Consider the following 20,726-nt stretch of genomic DNA (forward strand, 5'->3'; position numbering starts at 1 on the left):
AAGGGGGGCAAAACCCCTTTTTATAGTGCATTTTCACTTTTATAGTTCTCTACTATCCTGTATTTTCTGCTTGGATTTGTTGTATCGTACCGCTTTTGATATACACCGTCACCGTCCACCCAGTAGTAGACTCCGCCGACTGCCGACTTGATATAGCATTTTACAAACAGATATGAGTCCTTGCCGAAACAATAGTCTTTACCTGATATATTCTTCCACTGTGACTTCGCATACTTATAGTCCTTTTCCACATACCACCATCTGTTATTGTCATTATAGTCCTTTACCCAGCCTTTTACAAAGTTTCCGCTTATATACCCTCCGTCTATATGAAACCATGGATTGTACCTGCTTGCAATCCTGCCGCTTGCCCTTACCACATCTCCCTCACTCAAGTTTTTTGTTACAGGTGCCGATGTGTCCGGAGCTTTTCTCACCCTTACACCGCTCCCTACAATAGTAAGCCTTGCACTGACAGGTATCTCATTTGATGTCGCTTTTTGAGTACCGATTTGGTAGTTCGGTCTGGCAAAGCCTACTATCCTATAACCTCTGCCTGACAAACTTCTTACTCTGTTCATCACCATTCCGCCGTTGGCAATATTTCCGCTGCCTGTATTTCCCTCTATAGTCTCATATGTGCCGTCACTGTTTACATTTACTACAAGTCCGGCATGATTTACCTGCCTTTCACTTCCGGCACCGTCAGTCAAAATCAGTACAATATCTCCTCTCTTACCGCTGTCAAATAACATACCTTTATTTTTGTAATGAGCAAATACAGCTTCAGTGGATGCTGTTTTTATGCCGTCACAAAATACAATCTCAGCACCGCTCATTCTGAATATATCCCACAAAAAAGTCACGCACCATGGATATGTAAAAGCACCGTTTACCTCTCTTCCATAGTAATCCGTATTGAATAACACATTATTGCTCTCAGGAGGGTTCTCGCTTACACCGATATACTCCCTTGCCTTGCTTATCACATTATCAACTAAAGCCATATATCTCCTTTCAAAAAAGGCCGCAGAAAATCTGCAGCCTATACACTCGTCATTTTATTCTGATATCCCCATCCGCCTGTTCTATCTTACCTTCTTTCAAAAGATGTCCGACGGCCCTCTTAAACGCATTCTTACTAAGTTTAAGTTCCGCCTTTATTCTGTCAGGAGAAACGCTCTCATCAAAGCCGAGGCTTCCTCCTCTTCTTTCCATTATACTGTATAGAATATCCGCATCTTTTACCAACTGCAAATACGCCTTCTTTCTGGGGCTGAGATCAAGCTTGCCGTCATCTCTTACTCTGATGACTCTAAGGTCAAGTCTGTCTCCGACCTTCACATTTTCAAAGTTCTCATTTGGTGGGATCATACCGTTATACTTGTCATCTACAGCCACAAAGATACCCATCTTTTTAACTTCAATTACAGTACCTGCCACTTCATCATCTTTTTTATATGGACTTTTTGCAGATAAATGAGAATATACTTTTGCACTGGCTGCAAGTCTGTGGCTTTTATCCTCATACAGATATACAAGTATCTCATCACCTTCTTTTACCTTGCCCACCGTCTCCTTGAAAGGTAAAAGCACATCTCTTTCAAGTCCTATATCTAAAAATGCACCGATTCCGGTAGTAGACTTCACTAAAAGTCTTCCCGTCTCACCTACCAAAAGTTTCGGTCGCCTTGTAGTTGCAATAAGTCTGTCCTTGCTGTCGCGGTATATAAATACCTCAATTTCACTTCCGACTTCACAATTCTTAGGCACTTCCTTCATCGGAAGCAATACATCTTCACCGCTTCCGTCTGTGAGATATACACCGAAATCTTTTTTTCTATCTACCTTAAGGTTCTGTATCTTTCCTAATTCCATAATTCTTCCTTAATATTCAAACTTAATGACAGCGTATGTATCACCGCCCCGATCCGCCAGATTTATAATATAAGAATTTTCATCCCTTGTAATCCTCGGCAATATTATATCATGTAATACTGCCGCTTTCTTATATTGTACACCTATTTTTTTTACTTTAAAGTCTTCATCAATAAGATTTCTTGCCTTGCTGACATATATGGCATTATTCATATGATGATTTGTGTCAAGGTCATTCTTGGTGACAATGATTTCATCACCGGATTCATACTCACTTGGTATATCAAATTTTCTGACAATTTTTGTCATTTCCAAATGCCTGTCATGCCCTGTCAGATATTTATTCAATGCCTCATCTGTAGGCTTTGTAGGTCTTTTATTCTCCAGATCATAGTGAAACCATATGGAGTCGGCCTTAACCAAAAACTCGCCGTTTTCATCCTTTAAAAAGAAATTTCTAAATCCGTAAAAGCTCTTAAAATCATATGCAAATGTACCCACTTCCACACTCTCTGCCAAAACAGGCAACCTGTTTATATCTATCTGCCATGAATTTACCCACCAGGCTTCTTTCTTGTTTTGCAAATAATCTATTCCAAGCCCCAAATCTTCAGATTGAAATGTTGAACAGTCCTGGAACAAATTCAAAAGTCCAAGTAATGACAGCTCCCCATCTTCCCCCAACTCGCTATATCTGATTCTTTCATTAAATGAATACATTAATCTACCTAACCTAACTGTTTTAAGAGAGCTTTGAAATATTCAAAGATACCCTCACCTGCAACCGTATCATCTCTTCTTTGCTTATATGACATTCTCTCAGGGTGAAACTGTGTTGCCGCTATCGGCAAATCCTTATGCAAGAGCGCTTCACAAACTCCGTCCTCCGCTTCCAAAACGGATACCAGACCTTCACCGAGTTTTTTTACTCCCTGATGATGTGCCGAATTTACATAAAATCCCCTGCCATATAAGTTTTCAAACAGATTTCCTTTAACAATACTTTTTACACTGTGTACACTGTCAACACCGTTCTTTCTTGAATGTGTTTCTTTTGTTTTTAAGTCCTGATAAAGACTTCCTCCAAAGTACACATTAATCAACTGCATCCCTCTGCAAATTCCAAGTACAGGCTTTTTTGCCTTTACAAATGCATCCAAAACATCCCACTGTGCCTTATCAAGTTCTCTATCCGGCTTATCCGAACCGGCCATATCTTCACCATAGTATTTCGGATCAATATCTCCGCCGCCCGGCAAAAGCAATCCGTCACATTTTAGCGCCTTATCTATATCAAGTGTATTTATAACTTCAATGTCATTTGCTTTTAATGCGGCAATATAATTTGTTAAGCTTTCTGTCCCTGCCAGTGCCACCTTCATAAAAAAACCTCGTCTATATATACTAAAAAACTCCCACAAACCTTTGTTTGAATGGGAGTTTTTAAAGCTGGGCTACTAGGATTCGAACCTAGAAATGCTGGAGTCAGAGTCCAGTGCCTTACCATTTGGCGATAACCCAAAACTGACTTTAATAGGATACCCTATATAGCCAGATTTGTCAATAAAATTTTTTATTTTTCAAAAAAATTCTAAATCAATTTTTCAAATAAAATAACACAGCTTCTTCCCTCTACCGCTATCTTCCTATGATTGTCTACTTTCACAGCTCCGTCGCCTTTAAAAGGTGTATTTATATCATCCGTATTTACCAGTATATGCCAAAAACTGCCTTTCTTTATAGTAGGCAGGCAAAACTCATGTCTGTCCCAATGCATATTTAAAATAATATATATATCAGTCTTTCCTTCTATAAGCATGCCCATCTGTCTGTTATAATACTCAAAATCAGGTTTCCAAACCTGCATTCCATGTATGGAAATTTTGTGTTTATCGATACCTGTCAGAATATACTTTCTTCTAAATTCAAGCATTGCCATAAAAAAGTCCAGAAAATCCTTATTCTTATTTACAAGCTTCCAATTAAAGTAGCTCTTATCATTGTCATGGCAGTAGGTATTGTTGTTGCCGTCCTTTGACTGTAACACCTCATCACCGCTGCATACTCCTACGGCACCTCTTGAAATCATCAGGAGTAATACGGCATTCAAATACATTTTCTTTCTTAAGTTTAACACCTGCAGTTTCTTGGTATCTCCCTCAAAGCCGCAGTTCCATGAAAAGTTCATATTTGAACCGTCCACATTGTCCTCACCGTTGGCATCATTGTGCTTATAGTCATATTTATATATATCCGCCAAAGAAAAACCGTTAATATCCGCAATAAAATTCAGATAACCGTTCTTATCACTGACTGCATTTGAAACAAACGGAATCATACCCTCATCACCTTTTAGATACTTTCTCATATTGTTCATATAGTCATAGTCCATAGATATAATATTCTCAGACCTGATGTCATATATCTTGTTTGAAAAAATAAACTTGCTGTTAAGAAGATACGGATCCCTTACAATCTCTTCACAGTAATTAACACCTGCAAGATGAAAACCGTCTATATGGTATTCAAGCTTCCAAAATCTAAGCACATCTATGATATAGCCAATACTTTTCTTATCAAAGAAAAATTCCTGTATAACTCCTATACCTGCTTCATGCATAGCCTTTACCATAGCCTTATACTCATTTACAGGATTTCTGTATCTTTTTGTAGCATAACTTGCCTTTGGAGCAAAATTAAGACTGTTTGCATATCCCCAATAATTAAGTATTATTTTTTCTTTCTTTTCCTTATCAAACAGTGAGAAAAAACTTCCCGCCACTCTTATAAACTCGTCAAACTCTGTAGCCGGCATTATATCTATAAAATCCGCTCCGATTTTTTTCAGATAATCCGTCTTTTCCGAAATTCCCTTAAATGTACCCTTATCTACTATTTTGGAACTGTTTGATTTTGTAAAGCCTCTTACATGAAGTCTATAGATAAATGCGGTATCTAAATTCTTATCCTCAACAGCCTTCACATTATCAAAGTCATTTCCCCAATCAAAATCCGCTATATATACAGGACTTCTTCTCTCATTGTCTATCAAACTGACTTTACCGAAGCTGTCTCTGCCTGAAAAGCTCTTGCCGTACTCATCCGCAAAATGGCCGTTCTCATCTTCAAATGCATATTCAAAAGTCTTTTTCAGACGCATATCCACCTTAATAAACCAAACATCACCTACACGTGACTCAGGCGGAAATTCTATTTTCTCAACTTCTTTTTCTACATTTCTCTCATAGAGATTCAGATAGAGTTTCTTACACTTTCTGATCACCTTTATGCAAAAAAAGGAAGGCGTCACAGTAATGCCCGCCGGATAATAAAAACTCTTATCTCTGTCAACTCTCACTACCATAACAACCTCCTTTTAGTACAATATATCCTATATTTCTATATCCAGTTCTACCGGACAATGGTCTGAACCTAAGACTTCACTGTGAATCTTAGCTTCCTTTATTCTATCTTTTAATTTAGCAGATACTATAAAATAGTCAATACGCCAACCTACATTCTTGGCTCTGGCACCTCCCATATAGGACCACCATGAATAGGCATCCGTCTTATCCGGATACAGCAATCTGAAGCTGTCTACAAAACCTGAGGACAAAATAATATCCATCTTTGCCCTTTCCTCATCTGTAAATCCGGCATTTTTTCTGTTGGTCTTCGGATTTTTCAAATCTATTTCTTTATGCGCCACATTCAAATCACCACAGAATATTACAGGCTTTTTTTCTTCAAGCTTTAATGCATAATCAAGAAAAGCATCCTCCCAGGTCATTCTGTAATCAAGTCTTGTAAGTCCTCTCTGTGAGTTTGGAGTATAGCAGGTAATCAGATAAAATTCATCATACTCTGCCGTAATAACTCTGCCCTCATTATCATGTTCATCTATGCCGATACCGTAAGTCACATTAATCGGTTTATCTTTAGTAAATACCGCTACGCCTGAATAGCCTTTTTTAGTCGCATAGTTCCAGTAATCATAATATCCCGGCAAATCAAGCTCTATTTGACCTTCAGAAAGCTTTGACTCCTGTATACAGAATATATCCGCATCAATATCTCTGAAGAAATCTAAAAAACCCTTTGTAACAGCCGCTCTAAGCCCGTTGACATTCCATGAAATCATCTTTTTCATATCAGTCGTCACTCTCTTCATCCGCTGAAACGGTATATGTAAATCTCTTTCTTGCCATCTCATCAGAATCAAGATACTCATCATATGTGGTAATCTTATCTATAAGGCTTCCATTTATGATTTCCATAATTCTGTTGGCTGTAGTCTGCACTACCTGATGATCTCTTGATGAGAAAATTAACACACCTTTGAACTTTTCAAGTCCGGTATTAAGTGCAGTGATAGATTCCATATCCAAGTGGTCTGTAGGCTCGTCAAGTATAAGTACATTTGCACCGCTTATCATAAGCTTTGAGAGCATACAACGTACCTTCTCACCTCCTGAGAGTACATTTACCTTTTTTACACCGTCTTCACCGGCAAACAGCATTCTGCCGAGGAATCCTCTTACATATGTGGCATCCTTATTCTCCGAATATCCTGTAAGCCATTCAACTATTGTTTCATCACCGGCAAAATCCTTTGTATTGTCTTTTGGAAAATAACTCTGAGTGGTGGTAAGTCCCCACTTGAAACTTCCGCCGTCAGGCTCCATCTCTCCTGCAAGTATCTTAAACAGAACTGTCTTCGCCTTCTCATTCGGACCTACCAGTGCCACCTTGTCTTCTCTGTTAAGTACAAAACTGATATTGTCAAGTACCTTTTCACCGTCAACAGTCTTTGAAAGATTCTCAACAGTAAGAACTTCATTTCCAATCTCTCTGTTCGGTCTGAAGTCTATATAAGGATACTTCCTTGATGAGGGCTTAATGTCATCAAGCTCAATCTTTTCCAAGGCTCTCTTTCTGGATGTAGCCTGCTTTGACTTTGAAGCATTTGCAGAGAATCTTTGAATAAACTCCTGCAACTCCTTAATCTTTTCTTCTTTCTTTCTGTTGGCTTCCTTCATCTGGCGCACCATAAGCTGGCTTGACTCATACCAGAAGTCATAGTTTCCGGCATAGAGCTGTATCTTGCCGTAGTCGATATCCGCAATCATTGTACAGACTTTATTGAGGAAATATCTGTCATGTGATACCACTATGATGGTATTCTCAAAGTTGATAAGGAACTCCTCAAGCCAGTAAATAGCGTCCAAGTCAAGGTGGTTTGTAGGCTCATCAAGTAAAAGTATATCGGGATTACCGAAGAGTGCCTTTGCAAGAAGTACCTTTACCTTAAGGTTTGACGGCATATCACTCATCAATGTGTAGTGATGTTCTGTATCTACACCAAGTCCGTTTAGAAGTGCAGCCGCATCCGACTCCGCCTCCCAGCCGTTCATATTGGCAAACTCACCTTCAAGTTCCGCCGCCTTTATACCGTCTTCCTCATTAAAGTCGGGCTTTGCATATATCGCATCTTTTTCCTTCATTATCTCATACAGTCTTGCATTTCCCATAATTACGGTATCTAAAACTGTATATGCATCATATTTGAAATGATCCTGCTCCAAGAATGAAAGTCTCTCTCCCGGTGTTATAACCACATCACCGTTTGTAGGCTCTATCTGCCCTGAAAGTATCTTTAAAAATGTAGACTTTCCGGCACCGTTTGCACCTATAAGCCCGTAACAGTTGCCCGGTGTAAACTTTATATTAACGTCTTCAAAAAGGGCTTTTTTCCCTAATCTAAGTGTTATTCCATTTGCACTTATCATTATTATTCTCCTAAGAGTTTATCCACTGCCGCCATCTTTGTACACAGGCACAGAAGCTTTGCAGCTATCTCCAAATCCGCTACAGGCGGAAATGACGGAGCAATACGAATATTCTTATCATGCGGATCTTTTCCGCTTGGGAATGTAGCTCCTGCATCTGTAAGTACAACACCTGCTTTCTTACATTTTGATACAACTTCTTTTGCACATCCGTCCATAGTATCAAATGAGATAAAATATCCGCCCTTCGGCTTTGTCCAACTTGCTATTCCAAGTCCGCCAAGCTCACTTTCAAGAGTATCAAGTACCATCTCAAACTTCGGTCTGAGTGAGTCTGCATGTTTTTTCATATGCTCCACCATACCATGAATATCCTTAAAGTATCTTACATGTCTAAGCTGGTTTACCTTATCATGTCCTATTGTCTGCATCTTTAACTGCTTCTTTATATCCTCAAGATTATTCTGTGATGTTGCAAGTGCTGCAATACCTGAACCCGGGAATGTGACCTTTGATGTTGAAGCAAACTTATATACAAGATCAGGATTTCCGGCCCTCTTGCACTCCGCCAAAATCTCGATAAGATGATCCTGGTCAAGGTCATAGAGATGGTGAATTGTATAGGCATTGTCCCAATAAATTCTAAAGTCCTTAGCTGCCGGCTTTAATCTTGCAAATCTTCTTACAACCTCATCAGAGTATGAGTTTCCTGTAGGGTTTGAATACTTAGGTACACACCAGATTCCTTTAACAGATTCATCACTTTGTACAAGTTTTTCAACCATATCCATATCCGGTCCGTCCTCAAGCATAGGAATGCACACATTCTCAAAACCGAAATACTCCGTTATAGCAAAATGCCTGTCATATCCCGGCACTATACAAAGGAATTTTACTTTGTCAAGCTTGCACCAAGGTGTAGAACCCATTACTCCATGTGTATATGATCTTGAGATGCAGTCATACATTACATTTAGACTTGAGTTTCCATAGATGATAAGATTGTCAGCCGGAACTTCCATCATATCGCCCAGTAATTCCTTTGCCTCAGGGATACCGTCAAGTACACCGTAGTTTCTGCAATCCGAGCCGTTCTCACTCATAAGATCCGCATCTGATGACAGTACATCCATAAGTCCCATAGAAATATCAAGCTGTTCTTGTGACGGCTTTCCTCTACTCATATCAAGCTTTAAGTCTCTGTTTTGCATTGCCTTATACTCCGCTTTCAGACTTTTCTTCAACTCCAACAGCTCTTCCTTTGTCAAATCTGCATATGGCATCTTTATATTCTCCTTATAACTACTTATTATTGCTCATCTTTTCAAGCTTTGCTTTCAATTCCTCAAGCTTTGCCTGACTCTTCAGGATTTTTGACCTTTGATCAAATACAAGTTCATCTTCTCTCAAAAGGTCGTTTGCAGTTACATACTCCCCGATAACCATTTTGTATGACTTTATAATATCCTCTTCTATCTTTATGTCTCTTTTCAGCTTTGTTATATCCGCTATTTCTTTGCCCTTATTCAAAGCTGACTGTGCTATCTTTTGTCCCTCTTCTTTTGCAATACTTCCATATATGCTTAACTTCTTAAAAAAATCTTCCATATAGCCTCCTTTATTTAAATATACATAGTATAAATACTTAAATGAGTTTTAGCAAGTAAAAGCCGGCAATTTAGCAATTTTTTAGTTTATATTATTTATAAGAACTATCCTATAATTATTTTAACGCCATAAATGCCGCCATATTTCCCCGCTTTTCACCCATTACCCTGTGTGAGTACAAAATCTCTTTATTGCAGGCGGTACATATATTTGAAGTAAATATATTCTCCCTGTGTACTCCCGCCTCTTCCAATACTATCTCATTCGCCCTCCAAAGTGAAAGTCTGAAGTGGTCTTTTTCATCCTCTCTAAAGATATCAGGCATATATTTTTTATCAAAGCTTTTTGAAAACTCCTCATATACATCCATACTCACCTGATAGCAGTCCGCACATATACCGGGACCTATGCAAGCTACCATATCCTTTGCCTTGCTGCCAAAATGCCTGTTCATCAAATCTGTCATATTTGCACCTATTCTTTTAACGGTACCTCTCCAACCTGAATGTGCCAGTCCAATCACATTATTTACTCTGTCATAAAAATAAAGGGGAATACAGTCTGCAAAAAAAGCTCCTAATGTGATGCCCTTCTCATTTGTTATAAGACCGTCAATATTTCTGTAGTCTCTCTCAAACAGCACTCCCTCGCCTCTGTCTTCAGCACTTACCACTTTTACATTATTTGAATGTTCCTGATAAGATAATACAAAGCTTTCTAATTCCACACCTAAAGCCTGTGCCATTCTTTTGTAGTTTTCAAGGACACCCTCCCTGTTATCAGGCTCTCTGCTGAAGCTGAGATTCATGGTCGCATAAGGACCTGTGCTTACTCCGCCTATCTTTGTAGAAAATCCCTGTACTATATTGTCATATTTTTCCAATGCATCAAATGACAGATATTCCACACCGTTTTTTGCTCTCTTTAATGTCAAAATATGCCTGTCATTCTTTTTTACTATCTTCAATAAAATGCTCCTTTTATCCATTCTATCTGTGAACCTATTATTCCGATACAGTCAAATCTTATATTATAACGATAATAATGATTTTCATTCAGGAAAAACCTTGCCATCTTTCTTATCTTTTCTCGCTTTGCAAAGCCTACAGCTTCAAGCGGATAACCGAAACTTTCATTCTTTCTGTATTTTACTTCTATAAACAGCAGTGTATTATCTTCCCTGCCTATGATATCTATTTCACCAAATCTGTTTTGATAATTTCTTTCCAAGATTTTTACACCACAGCTTTTTAGAAACTCTACAGCCATATCCTCTCCGATACTGCCAATCTGACGCTTATTCACCGACAAAATTCCCTATAAAAGTTCTTCTATGTATATCACAGGCTCCGTATTCTTTTAATGCTTCTATATGCTTTGCAGTGCCGTAGCCTTTATTGTAAGCAAAGCCATACTCAGGATAAATTTTGTCATATTCAAGCATAAGTCTGTCCCTTGTGACCTTTGCAAGTATACTTGCAGCTGCAATATTGATACTCCTTGCATCTCCCTTGACTATACCCAACTGTCTTATAGTGATATCAGGTATATGCACCGCATCCACCAACAAAATATCCGGAGTCTTCTTAAGTTTTTTAATCGCCTCTCTCATAGCTTCATATGTGGCCTGCAATATATTTATCTCATCTATAAGTACATTTGAAGCAATACCTATGCCGTAGGCAAGTGCCTCCTGTTTTATCCGGTCAAACAACACATCTCTTCTTTTTTCAGTTACCTTTTTTGAGTCATTCAAAAAAGGCAAAAATATATCCTTCGGCAATATAACCGCCGCCGCAACTACCGGTCCTGCAAGCGGACCTCTGCCTGCTTCGTCTATACCTGCAATAAACTCAAAATCACTGTATTTATTTTCAAATTCCTTCATGCCCTCAAGTCTTTGCCTCTCAAGAGCCAGTTTTTCTTCACTTATTTTTCTCATATTATTCCTGTGGCATCTGTAATGTGATTCTGCCAAGCTTACCTGACCTGAATTCATTTACCAGTATAGTTGCAGCCTTATCATAGTCAGGTTCACCACCCTTTTTTGTACAGCCTCTGACTTTTGCTATTTTTATCAAAACGGCATTTTCATCATCATCGTCTTTGATATCAAATCTCTCCTGCAAAACTTCAGGCTTATTTTTCAACAACCATTTGATAAGCTCAAGTCCAAGTTCTCTGATATCTATAATCATATCATTGATAGAGCCGATAAATGCAATCATCTCACCGACTCTCTCATCTTCAAACTTTGGCCAAAGTATTCCCGGAGTGTCTAAAAGCTCTATCTGACCTTTCAACTTTATCCACTGATTGCCCTTGGTAACACCGGGCTTATTACCTGTCTTTGCCATTGCTCTGCCTGAAACCGAGTTTATAAGAGTTGACTTACCGACATTTGGAATACCTGCAACCATTGCTCTGACCGGTCTGTTTTTTATACCTCTTTTGGCATCCCTCTCACGCTTTTTCTTTGATACATTGTCTATTGCCTTTATAAGTACACCGACTCCGTTATTTTTTCTGGAGTCCATAAACATACACTCATACCCCTGTTCCTTATAAAAGCTTGCCCATCTGTTGTTGGCAAGCTCATTTGCCAAATCCGCCTTATTAAGTATAATTATTCTTGACTTATCCGCTCCAAGTTCCATTATCTCGGGATTTCTGCCGGCTTCAGGAGCCCTTGCATCAGTCATCTCTATAATAATATCCACAAGTTTTATGACATCAGACATAGCACGCTTTGCCTTAATCATATGCCCGGGGTACCACTGTATCTTCATAAAAAAGTCCTTTCGTCAAGTCACCTTATAAAACCTATTCTTTTTATAGGCAATAATCTAATCCATGTATTTCCTATTATCATATCCTTTGTTATATTGCCTATAGTGGAAGTTCTGGAATCTTCGCTTCCCACTCTGTTATCTCCAAGCACAAAATACTCATTTGCCATAAGCTGTATATCTTCTGAAGCCAATCCGCCGGCGCTTGCTTCAAAAAACTTTTCAGGTACCTTGCCGTTTATATAGACATAACCGTCCTTTATATTCACCGTTTCACCCGGAAGACCTATGACTCTTCTGATACACACTCTGCCGTCTTTATTTTTAAAAGCTACAACATCAAATCTTTTCGGTTTGAAGAATGTATATGCCGCCTTATTTATAAGTGCCACATCACCTTGTTCTATCTGCGGTGACATAGACTGCCCCACCATATATGTTCTATCTCCAAATATCGATACTACAAACCAAGCCAATGCAAGTATTACTGCCAGCTGCATCAAAGTATCCAGTATCAGTAAAAATTTTGATTCCTGTGTTTTTAATTTCATCTGTTTCCCTGTTTTTTTATTCTTTTTTTTGTTAAAATATTGTATACTACTAAGAATGTTCCGGTAATGTAAAGGCATAGAACAATAAAGAGTACACTCTCGTAAAGTTCCGTTTCGGAACTTCATTTTATTATAGCATATAGGAGAAAACTATGGAATATCGTATTGAGCATGACTCTATGGGAAATATAGAGGTGGAGGCGGACAAATATTTCGGTGCGCAAACGGCAAGAAGTCTGTCAAACTTTAAAATAGGTACTGAGAAGATCCCTATGGAAGTCATAAGAGCATTTGCCTATCTGAAAGCGGCCTGTGCCGCTACAAATAATGAGCTTGGCAAACTTACAAAAGAAAAAGCGGATATAATAAATGATGTTTGCAAAGAAATACTTGCCGGGAAACTTGATGCACATTTTCCTCTGGCTGTGTGGCAGACCGGCAGCGGTACTCAGAGCAATATGAATGTCAACGAAGTCATTACAAATAGAGGCAATGAACTCGCAGGTAAAAGATTGCTTCACCCGAATGATGATGTAAATATGTCACAAAGCTCAAATGATACCTTCCCGACTGCAATGCATATAGCCGCCGTGCTTGAAATCAGTGATAAGCTCCTTCCCTCACTCAATGAACTTATACTTGCTTTCAAAAAGCTTGAAAAAGAAAATATCGGTATAGTAAAATCAGGCAGAACACATTTGCAGGATGCAACTCCGATAGCCTTCTCACAAGAAATAAGCGGTTGGAGGGCTTCACTTGAAAATAACTATAATCAAATAAAAGCTTCACTTGAGTTTGTCAAAAAAATTGCACTTGGAGCCACTGCGGTAGGTACGGGTCTTAACTGTCCAAAGGGCTTTGACAAAGCTGTTGCAAAAAATATCTCAAAACTTACCGGTAAAAACTTTATCACAGATACCAACAAGTTTCATGCACTTACCTCAAAGTCCGAGCTTTCATTTTTACATGGCGGCTTAACTTCACTGGCAAATGATCTTATGAAAATAGCCAATGATATCAGATGGTTATCAAGCGGTCCCAGATGTGGACTCGGTGAGATCTTTATACCTGAGAATGAACCCGGCAGTTCTATAATGCCGGGAAAGGTAAATCCTACACAGTGTGAATCCATGACTATGGTATGTGTACAGGTAAATGCAAATAATGTCGCTGTAAATATGGCGGCAAGTCAGGGCAATTTTGAGCTTAATGTATTTATGCCTGTACTTATCTATAACTTCCTGCAATCTGTAAGACTGCTATCGGACGGAATGAACTCCTTTAGACTTCACTGCATATGTGGTATCAAGGCAAATAAGGAAAAGATGCATGAAAATCTTTACAATTCACTGATGCTTGTAACTGCAATCAGCCCGTATATCGGCTATGAACAGGCTGCCAATGTCGCAAAACTGGCATATAAAGAAAATATCTCACTAAAGGAAGCTACACTGAAACTGAATCTTATGACAGAAGAACAATTTGACAAAGTTTTCAAACCTGAAGAAATGATATAAAAGATTTATATAGAAAGATTGATTATAGAAAGGACTTATAAAAAAGATTTATATGGAACAAACTAAAAAGCTTGATATGACAAAGGGTAATATAGATACTCAACTTTTATCATTCTTTTTCCCAATACTTCTTGGAACCTTCTTCCAACAGCTGTATAATACGGCCGATGCTGTTATAGTAGGTCAGAATGTGGGAAAACTCGGGCTTGCGGCAGTAGGCGGTACTACCGGCACACTGATAAATCTCTTTATCGGCATATTCGTAGGACTGTCATCAGGATTCAGTGTAATCATCTCACAACATTTCGGTGCCAAGAATAACAGGCTTGTAAGTGAATGTGTGCATACATCAATTATGTTTTCACTTATAGTAGGCATCATAGTAAGTATATTCGGTGCTGTATTTTCAAAGATTATGCTCTTATATATGAATGTACCTGAAAATATAATGCCTATGGCAATACCTTATCTACAGATTTATTTTCTGGGGCTTGCACCGAACCTTATCTACAACATGGGTGCAGGGCTTTTAAGAGCTGTAGGAGATTCCAAGACTCCTCTTATCTTTCTTATTATAAGCTGCTTTATCAATATAATTCTGGATATTATATTGATACGTTTTCTGGGTATGGGCGTGGTCGGTGCCGCCATTGCTACCGTTACCTCACAAACAGTCAGTGCAATACTTGTTATCACAGTGCTTTCAAAAAGAGAGGATGCACTGAAGCTTTATATTAAAAGATTACATATCAATTTCCCGGAGTTGGGAAAGATGATAAGTATAGGAACTGCCGCCGGAATGCAGTCTGCTATGTACACTATTGCAAATATACTTATACAGGCCTCTATCAATACTCTTGGAACCGACACAATAGCCGCATTTACCGCCTATGGTAAAATAGATACTTTATTTTGGATGACTATACAGTCACTTGGTATATCCGTCACCACATTTACAGGACAAAACTTCGGATATGGCAACAAAGACAGGGTAAAAAAAGGTATCATACATGGAATGGTTCTTGCAATTATCATTACCGCAATAGTTATCATTTTATTAAAGCTTTTCGGCAGAACCATTTATACATTATTTACAAATGATACAAGTGTACTTGATATAGGTACCGCCATGTTAAACTTTATGGTATTTGCTTTCCCCGCCTATATCACAATTGAGGTCTTCTCAGGCTCACTTCGCGGTATCGGAGACAGTTGGATACCTATGATAATTACAGCCAGCGGTGTATGCGTACTTAGAATAGCATGGGTAATTATTATGGTACCGAGATATCCCAATATATTTACTATACTTTGGGCTTATCCGCTCTCCTGGATAACTACAAGTATACTGTTTATTATATATATGTTTGGACTCAGTAAAATGAAATTCTGGTTAAAAGCTAATATATACTAAAAAATACAACTTGGTTCATCGCCAAGTTGTATCTTCTTTATCCGGGTTTTCTTACTTCTATACCCTTAGATTCTATATTCTTTCTTATCGCAAGCATTTGAATATCTGTACCTGCTATTACATCTGCACATTCTTTCAGCTGTCTTTCCACATCCTCCGAGTCAATAAACTCTTTCTTATACTTCAACTGATGATCAAGGCTTGCCCAAAAATCCATAGCAATTGTTCTTATCTGTACTTCCACTCTCATAGGTTGCTTTTTATCTGAAAAAAATACAGGTATTTCAACAATAAGATGATATGAGCGATATCCGTTTTCTTTAGGTTTCTTTATATAGTCTTTGACTGCAACCAGCTTTACATCATCCTGTCTTGTTAACATATCCGCCACTTCATAGATATCATCAAGGAATGAACAAATAACTCTGATGCCTGCCACATCATCAAGATTTTTCACTATTGATTCAAGTGTCAGAGGAAGCCCGCGTCTTTTTAACTTTTCCACTATGCTCTTGGGCTTTTTTACTCTGGACTTTATCATCTCAATAGGATTTCTCCTGTTCTTTACTGAAAGCTCATCATTCAAAACTTCAAGCTTTGTCTTTACTTCTCTGATTGCACATGTGTACATCATCATTGCTTCTTGAAATTTTTGTGCCATTTCATGTATTTCATCCGGTATCTGTACCAAATCAGGAACCTGTACAATGGACTGTTCCAACTCATTATTCGGATTATTTGATATATACATAAGATCTCCCGCCCGGATGTGGACAAAACCTGCCCACATCAAATTTTATTTTAAAATAGAATCCGCCGCTTCATCAAGCCATGGTGCCTGTACATATTCTACAAGGCCGGCATCAACTTGCTTTGCCACCTCAGGGTCAATCGGAATCTTTGCTAAAACCTTAATTCCCTCTTCTTTTGCAATCTCATCAATATGGCTCTTTCCAAATATCTCATGTCTGTGTCCACAGTCAGGACATTCAAAATAGCTCATATTCTCAACTATACCCAATATAGGTACATTCATCTTCTTTGCCATATTTACAGCCTTTGTAACAATCATTGAAACAAGTTCCTGCGGACTTGTAACTATGATAATTCCGCTTACAGGTATGGACTGAAATACTGTAAGCGGAACATCTCCCGTTCCGGGAGGCATATCTACAAACATATAGTCAATATTGTTCCAGAGAGTATCTTTCCAAAACTGCTTTACAACACCTGCAATCACAGGACCTCTCCATATAACAGGGTCTGTCTCATTCTCAAGGATAAGATTTGTACTTACTACACTGATTCCTGTACTTGTAACGGCAGGAACCATCAGCTCATCATATGTAACACCAAGCTTTCCGCTTAAACCGAATGCCTTAGGTATTGAAGGACCTGTAATATCCGCATCTATGATACCTACTCTAAAACCCTTTGACATAGCCTTTATAGCCATAAGAGATGTCACAAGGCTCTTACCTACTCCTCCCTTTCCTGAAACAATACCTATTACTTTATTTACACTGCTTTGTGGGTCGAGCTCTTCCCTGAATTCATTATTTGCCATATTAAAACCGCATAGTTCTAAGCCTATGATTTCCTTTCTTACTAAATTATATAATACCGGATTGCCCATCAATCACAGTACAATATTATTATACTAAAAGACTCTAAATTTTTCCATGTATTAATCTGTTATCACTTAGATTTTCTCTACTATCTTTACATTCTCACTTCCAAGTCTTTGTGATAAAATCTCACAAGCCTCGCTTGCAGGCACACACCACTCACCTCCGAGATCCTTTTTTGCCCTCTCCTTTTTTAGATAAATGATGACGCTGTCATTTCCGTTTAATGTTCCGATATCTGTCAGCAGGTTACCAAGGTCCTCTTCATAGCTTGCCTTGTCGGCATACTGTATCCAAAGTTCTTTCTTCACTCTTCCAAACTCTCTCACAGTCTCAACAATCAGCTTTCCTTCTTCCTCACCTGAAGTATCCACTCTGCCCTTTACAAAGACCTTTCCGCCTTCTGTCAGCTCACTTCCATAGCTTTCAAAAGCTTTCGGAAATACTACAAGTTCGATTCTGCCATACATATCTTCCAATGTACATATAGCCATCATATCGCCTTTTTTTGTAAATCTTTTATTTACCTCACTAAGCAGACCGCCGACTACCACCTTTCTGCCTGACTCAATCAAAATATTGCCGTCCTCATCAGGATAAAAGTCTATACTTCTGACATCGGTATATTTCTCAAGCATTGTGATATATTCTTCAAGAGGATGACCGCTGACATACATTCCGAGTACTTCCATCTCATACTTTAACAGTTCTTCTTTTTTGTATTCATCTATATGTATCATCTCAGACACAAAACTGTCTCTATCATCTTTATCCACCACATCAAAAAATGATATCTGACCCGGAATAACCGCCTTACTCTCCTTAGACTTCTTATCTATAAGAAGCTCCGCATTCAAAATCTTTTCATGTCTGTTTCCTGCTAAACCGTCAAGTGCACCTGCCTTTATAAAGCTTTCAATACTTCTCTTATTTAAATCTTTTTGCGGTAATCTGTTTATAAAATTTTCAAGTGTCAGATACCTTCCGTTCAGTGTGCGCTCTCTTACAAGCACATCAGCTACAGCCTTTCCCACACCCTTTATAGTTGCAAGTCCGAATCTGATACCGTCCTTATCCACACTGAAAGCCCCCTCACCAAGGTTTACATCAGGCGGCAAAATCTTAATGCCCATGTCTGTAAGACTGCCCATATACTCAGACAGTTTGGCAGGATTGTCACTGACTGAAGTAAGTGATGCCGCCATAAATTCTTTCGGATAATAATACTTTAAATATGCAGTCTGATATGAAATAACAGCATAACAGGCGGCATGTGATTTGTTGAAGGCATAGCTTGCAAAATCAATCATCTCATCAAAGATCCTGTTTGCCACTTTTTCATCTATACCGTTTTTTATACATCCTTTGATTTTTTTTTCTTCATTGCCATAGATAAAATTTTTCCTCTCCATCTCCATAACATGAGCTTTTTTCTTACTCATTGCACGGCGAACCTCATCACTTCCACCCATAGTATAACCTGCAAGATCTCTTACGATTTGCATTACCTGCTCCTGATATACAATACAGCCGTAAGTCGGCTCAAGTATGGAAATAAGTTTTGGAGTATCATAGCTTACCTTGCCCTTTGAATTCTTTCCGTCAATATATTTCGGGATAAAATCCATAGGTCCCGGACGGTACAAAGAGATACCTGCTATAATATCTTCCAAATTTTCAGGCTTTAACCTTTTCATAAAGTTTTGCATTCCACCGCTCTCAAGCTGAAATACCGCATCGGTCTTTCCTGTAGAAATGAACTCATATACCTTCTTATCCGAATAGTCTATTTTTTTGAGATCAATATCCACGCCGTGATTTTTCTTTATCATCTCCAAGGCGTTTTGAAGTACCGTAAGTGTACGAAGCCCCAAAAAATCCATCTTCAAAAGTCCAAGCTCTTCCAAAGTGGTCATAGTAAACTGTGTAGTCACCGCATCATCAATTCCAAGTGCAAGCGGCACATACTCATCCACCGCTTTTTTTGATATTACAACACCTGCCGCATGTATACTGGCATGTCTTGGCAAGCCCTCAAGCTTTAAACTGTAGTCAATAAGCTCATGAACCACCTCATCACTGTCATAGAGTTCTTTCAGTTCCTTGTTTCTTTCAAGTGCCAGACTTAAAGTAATGTCCTTATCCCTCGGTATCATCTTTGCAATACTGTCACATCTGGCATAAGGAATCTCCATAGCTCTGCCCACATCTCTGATAACACCTCTTGCCTGTAATGTACCGAATGTGATTATCTGACATACCCGCTCACTGCCATATTTACCTACCACATAGTCAATGACCTCACCTCTTCTCTCATCTGCAAAGTCAACATCTATATCGGGCATTGATACTCTCTCAGGATTTAGAAATCTCTCAAAGATAAGATTGTACTTTATCGGATCTATATCTGTAATACCGAGACAATACGAAACAACACTGCCTGCTGCGGAGCCTCTTCCCGGTCCTACAGATATCCCTACACTTCGGGCATAATTTATATAATCCCACACTATCAAAAAGTAGTCTATATAGCCCATTGTCTCTATAACTCCAAGCTCATAGTACATTCTCTTTTCTATTTCTTCTCTGTTTTCATAATCTTTAGGGTAATTTCTTTCAAAACCGCTCTTACATAAGCTCTCCAAATATTCTCGGGCAGACAGATTATTCGGTACCGGATACTCGGGGAGCTTGGTCTCACCGAACTTTATTTCCACATTGCACATATCTGCAATCTTACCGGTATTTTCAACAGCCTCAGGCGCATATGGGAACAGGGCTTTCATCTCATCTTCCGACTTTAAAAAGAATTGTCCGCCCTCATATCTCATTCTGTCCGGATCAGATACAGTCTTACCTGTCTGTATGCATAAGAGTATATCATGTGCTTTGGCATCCTCCGCATTGATATAGTGTATATCATTGGTTGCCACAAGCGGAATATCAAGCTCTTTACCTATCTTTACAAGTGACTGATTCACAAACTTTTGCTCCGGTATACCATGATTTTGCAACTCAAGATAGAAATTATCTTCACCGAAGAGATCCTTATACTTTTTGGCTACTTTTTTTGCTTCCTCTTCTCTCCCTCTTGATATAAGCTTCGGAATCTCTCCTGCAAGACAGGCCGAAAGTGCTATTATCCCCTCATGATATTCTTTCAGCAGTTCAAAATCTATTCTGGGTTTATAATAAAATCCTTCTGTAAAGCCTTTTGAAACTATCTTTGTCAGATTTTCATAGCCTTTATTATTTTTTGCCAATAAAATAAGATGATAGTATCTATCACCCTGCTTTGCCTGTTTTTCAAATCTTGATGAAGGGCTTACATATACCTCACATCCAAGTATAGGCTTGATACCGTTTGCCTTGGCTTCTTTATAAAAATCAATGACCCCATACATTACACCATGGTCTGTGATAGCCAGTGAAGCCATGTTCAGTTTTTTTGCACGACTTATTATCTCTTTTATCTTACAGGATCCGTCAAGCAGTGAATATCCTGTATGTACATGTAAATGTGTAAAAGACATAATCCTCCTTCTTAAACTT

19 protein-coding genes and 1 tRNA gene are annotated in these 20,726 nt (G+C 38.6%); 2 read left to right on the forward strand and 18 right to left on the reverse strand.

From position 1 onward, the window contains the following. Positions 1–20 precede the first annotated feature (20 nt). The 15 genes from HMPREF0381_RS13420 to lepB form a co-directional block, all read right to left on the reverse strand. Positions 21–1,007 carry an SH3 domain-containing protein gene (locus HMPREF0381_RS13420; RefSeq protein WP_008752555.1) on the reverse strand — a complete coding sequence of 329 codons (987 nt, stop codon included), beginning with the start codon at positions 1,005–1,007 and terminating at the stop codon, positions 21–23. A 49-nt stretch (positions 1,008–1,056) separates the two neighbouring features. Next, positions 1,057–1,878 (reverse strand): CvfB family protein, encoded by an 822-nt coding sequence (locus HMPREF0381_RS13425; RefSeq protein WP_008752556.1) that lies wholly within the window; start codon positions 1,876–1,878, stop codon positions 1,057–1,059. A 9-nt stretch (positions 1,879–1,887) separates the two neighbouring features. Further along, entirely contained in the window at positions 1,888–2,598 is a 711-nt protein-coding gene (locus HMPREF0381_RS13430) for an acyl-[acyl-carrier-protein] thioesterase (protein WP_008752557.1), read from the reverse strand. A gap of 8 nt (positions 2,599–2,606) precedes the next feature. Beyond that, on the reverse strand, positions 2,607–3,260 hold the full coding sequence (locus tag HMPREF0381_RS13435) for a gamma-glutamyl-gamma-aminobutyrate hydrolase family protein (protein WP_008752558.1): 654 nt from the start codon (positions 3,258–3,260) through the stop codon (positions 2,607–2,609). Between the two features lie 67 nt (positions 3,261–3,327). Then, positions 3,328–3,399 (reverse strand) — tRNA-Gln (locus HMPREF0381_RS13440). A gap of 70 nt (positions 3,400–3,469) precedes the next feature. Further along, positions 3,470–5,242, reverse strand: a complete 1,773-nt coding sequence (locus HMPREF0381_RS13445; protein WP_008752559.1) for a type II secretory pathway glycosidase — start codon at positions 5,240–5,242, stop codon at positions 3,470–3,472. A 27-nt stretch (positions 5,243–5,269) separates the two neighbouring features. Further along, the gene (locus HMPREF0381_RS13450; RefSeq protein WP_334290622.1) at positions 5,270–6,028 is read right to left on the reverse strand and encodes an exodeoxyribonuclease III; all 759 of its coding nucleotides are present in this window, start codon (positions 6,026–6,028) and stop codon (positions 5,270–5,272) included. A 1-nt stretch (position 6,029) separates the two neighbouring features. Then, positions 6,030–7,667 (reverse strand): ABC-F family ATP-binding cassette domain-containing protein, encoded by a 1,638-nt coding sequence (locus HMPREF0381_RS13455; protein WP_008752561.1) that lies wholly within the window; start codon positions 7,665–7,667, stop codon positions 6,030–6,032. 2 nt (positions 7,668–7,669) lie between these two features. Then, positions 7,670–8,950: a PLP-dependent aminotransferase family protein gene (locus HMPREF0381_RS13460; RefSeq protein ID WP_008752562.1), complete on the reverse strand. Its 1,281-nt coding sequence runs from the start codon at positions 8,948–8,950 to the stop codon at positions 7,670–7,672. Positions 8,951–8,969: 19 nt separating this feature from the next. Beyond that, positions 8,970–9,275 carry a hypothetical protein gene (locus tag HMPREF0381_RS13465; protein WP_008752563.1) on the reverse strand — a complete coding sequence of 102 codons (306 nt, stop codon included), beginning with the start codon at positions 9,273–9,275 and terminating at the stop codon, positions 8,970–8,972. A 115-nt stretch (positions 9,276–9,390) separates the two neighbouring features. Next, complete coding sequence (pgeF, locus tag HMPREF0381_RS13470; protein ID WP_081457419.1) at positions 9,391–10,248, reverse strand: peptidoglycan editing factor PgeF; 858 nt, start codon at positions 10,246–10,248, stop codon at positions 9,391–9,393. Further along, positions 10,239–10,580 (reverse strand): YraN family protein, encoded by a 342-nt coding sequence (locus HMPREF0381_RS13475; protein ID WP_008752565.1) that lies wholly within the window; start codon positions 10,578–10,580, stop codon positions 10,239–10,241. Before HMPREF0381_RS13475 ends, pgeF begins: the two co-directional genes overlap by 10 nt. After that, positions 10,573–11,217 carry a ribonuclease HII gene (locus HMPREF0381_RS13480; protein WP_008752566.1) on the reverse strand — a complete coding sequence of 215 codons (645 nt, stop codon included), beginning with the start codon at positions 11,215–11,217 and terminating at the stop codon, positions 10,573–10,575. Before HMPREF0381_RS13480 ends, HMPREF0381_RS13475 begins: the two co-directional genes overlap by 8 nt. Position 11,218: 1 nt before the next feature. Then, positions 11,219–12,064, reverse strand: coding sequence for a ribosome biogenesis GTPase YlqF (gene ylqF / locus HMPREF0381_RS13485; RefSeq protein WP_008752567.1), 846 nt, complete (start codon positions 12,062–12,064; stop codon positions 11,219–11,221). Positions 12,065–12,084: 20 nt separating this feature from the next. Beyond that, complete coding sequence (gene lepB / locus HMPREF0381_RS13490) at positions 12,085–12,615, reverse strand: signal peptidase I (protein ID WP_008753640.1); 531 nt, start codon at positions 12,613–12,615, stop codon at positions 12,085–12,087. A gap of 152 nt (positions 12,616–12,767) precedes the next feature. Here lepB and fumC point away from each other — a divergent pair, with 152 nt between their 5' ends. Together fumC and HMPREF0381_RS13500 are read left to right on the forward strand one after the other, a co-directional pair. Beyond that, positions 12,768–14,132 (forward strand): class II fumarate hydratase, encoded by a 1,365-nt coding sequence (gene fumC, locus HMPREF0381_RS13495; RefSeq protein WP_008752569.1) that lies wholly within the window; start codon positions 12,768–12,770, stop codon positions 14,130–14,132. A 52-nt stretch (positions 14,133–14,184) separates the two neighbouring features. Continuing rightward, complete coding sequence (locus tag HMPREF0381_RS13500; protein WP_008752570.1) at positions 14,185–15,546, forward strand: MATE family efflux transporter; 1,362 nt, start codon at positions 14,185–14,187, stop codon at positions 15,544–15,546. A 37-nt stretch (positions 15,547–15,583) separates the two neighbouring features. On the opposite strand, the gene HMPREF0381_RS13505 is transcribed toward HMPREF0381_RS13500, so the two are convergent. The 3 genes from HMPREF0381_RS13505 to HMPREF0381_RS13515 all read right to left on the reverse strand — a co-directional run bounded on the left by HMPREF0381_RS13505 (position 15,584) and on the right by HMPREF0381_RS13515 (position 20,707). After that, positions 15,584–16,297, reverse strand: a complete 714-nt coding sequence (locus HMPREF0381_RS13505; protein WP_040461539.1) for a GTP pyrophosphokinase — start codon at positions 16,295–16,297, stop codon at positions 15,584–15,586. Positions 16,298–16,342: 45 nt separating this feature from the next. Continuing rightward, positions 16,343–17,113: an Mrp/NBP35 family ATP-binding protein gene (locus HMPREF0381_RS13510; RefSeq protein WP_050784259.1), complete on the reverse strand. Its 771-nt coding sequence runs from the start codon at positions 17,111–17,113 to the stop codon at positions 16,343–16,345. 135 nt (positions 17,114–17,248) lie between these two features. Then, entirely contained in the window at positions 17,249–20,707 is a 3,459-nt protein-coding gene (locus tag HMPREF0381_RS13515; protein ID WP_008752573.1) for a DNA polymerase III subunit alpha, read from the reverse strand. Between the last annotated feature and the right edge of the window lie 19 nt (positions 20,708–20,726).

Source organism: Lachnoanaerobaculum saburreum DSM 3986 (assembly GCF_000185385.1).
GTDB classification, from domain to species: domain Bacteria; phylum Bacillota; class Clostridia; order Lachnospirales; family Lachnospiraceae; genus Lachnoanaerobaculum; species Lachnoanaerobaculum saburreum.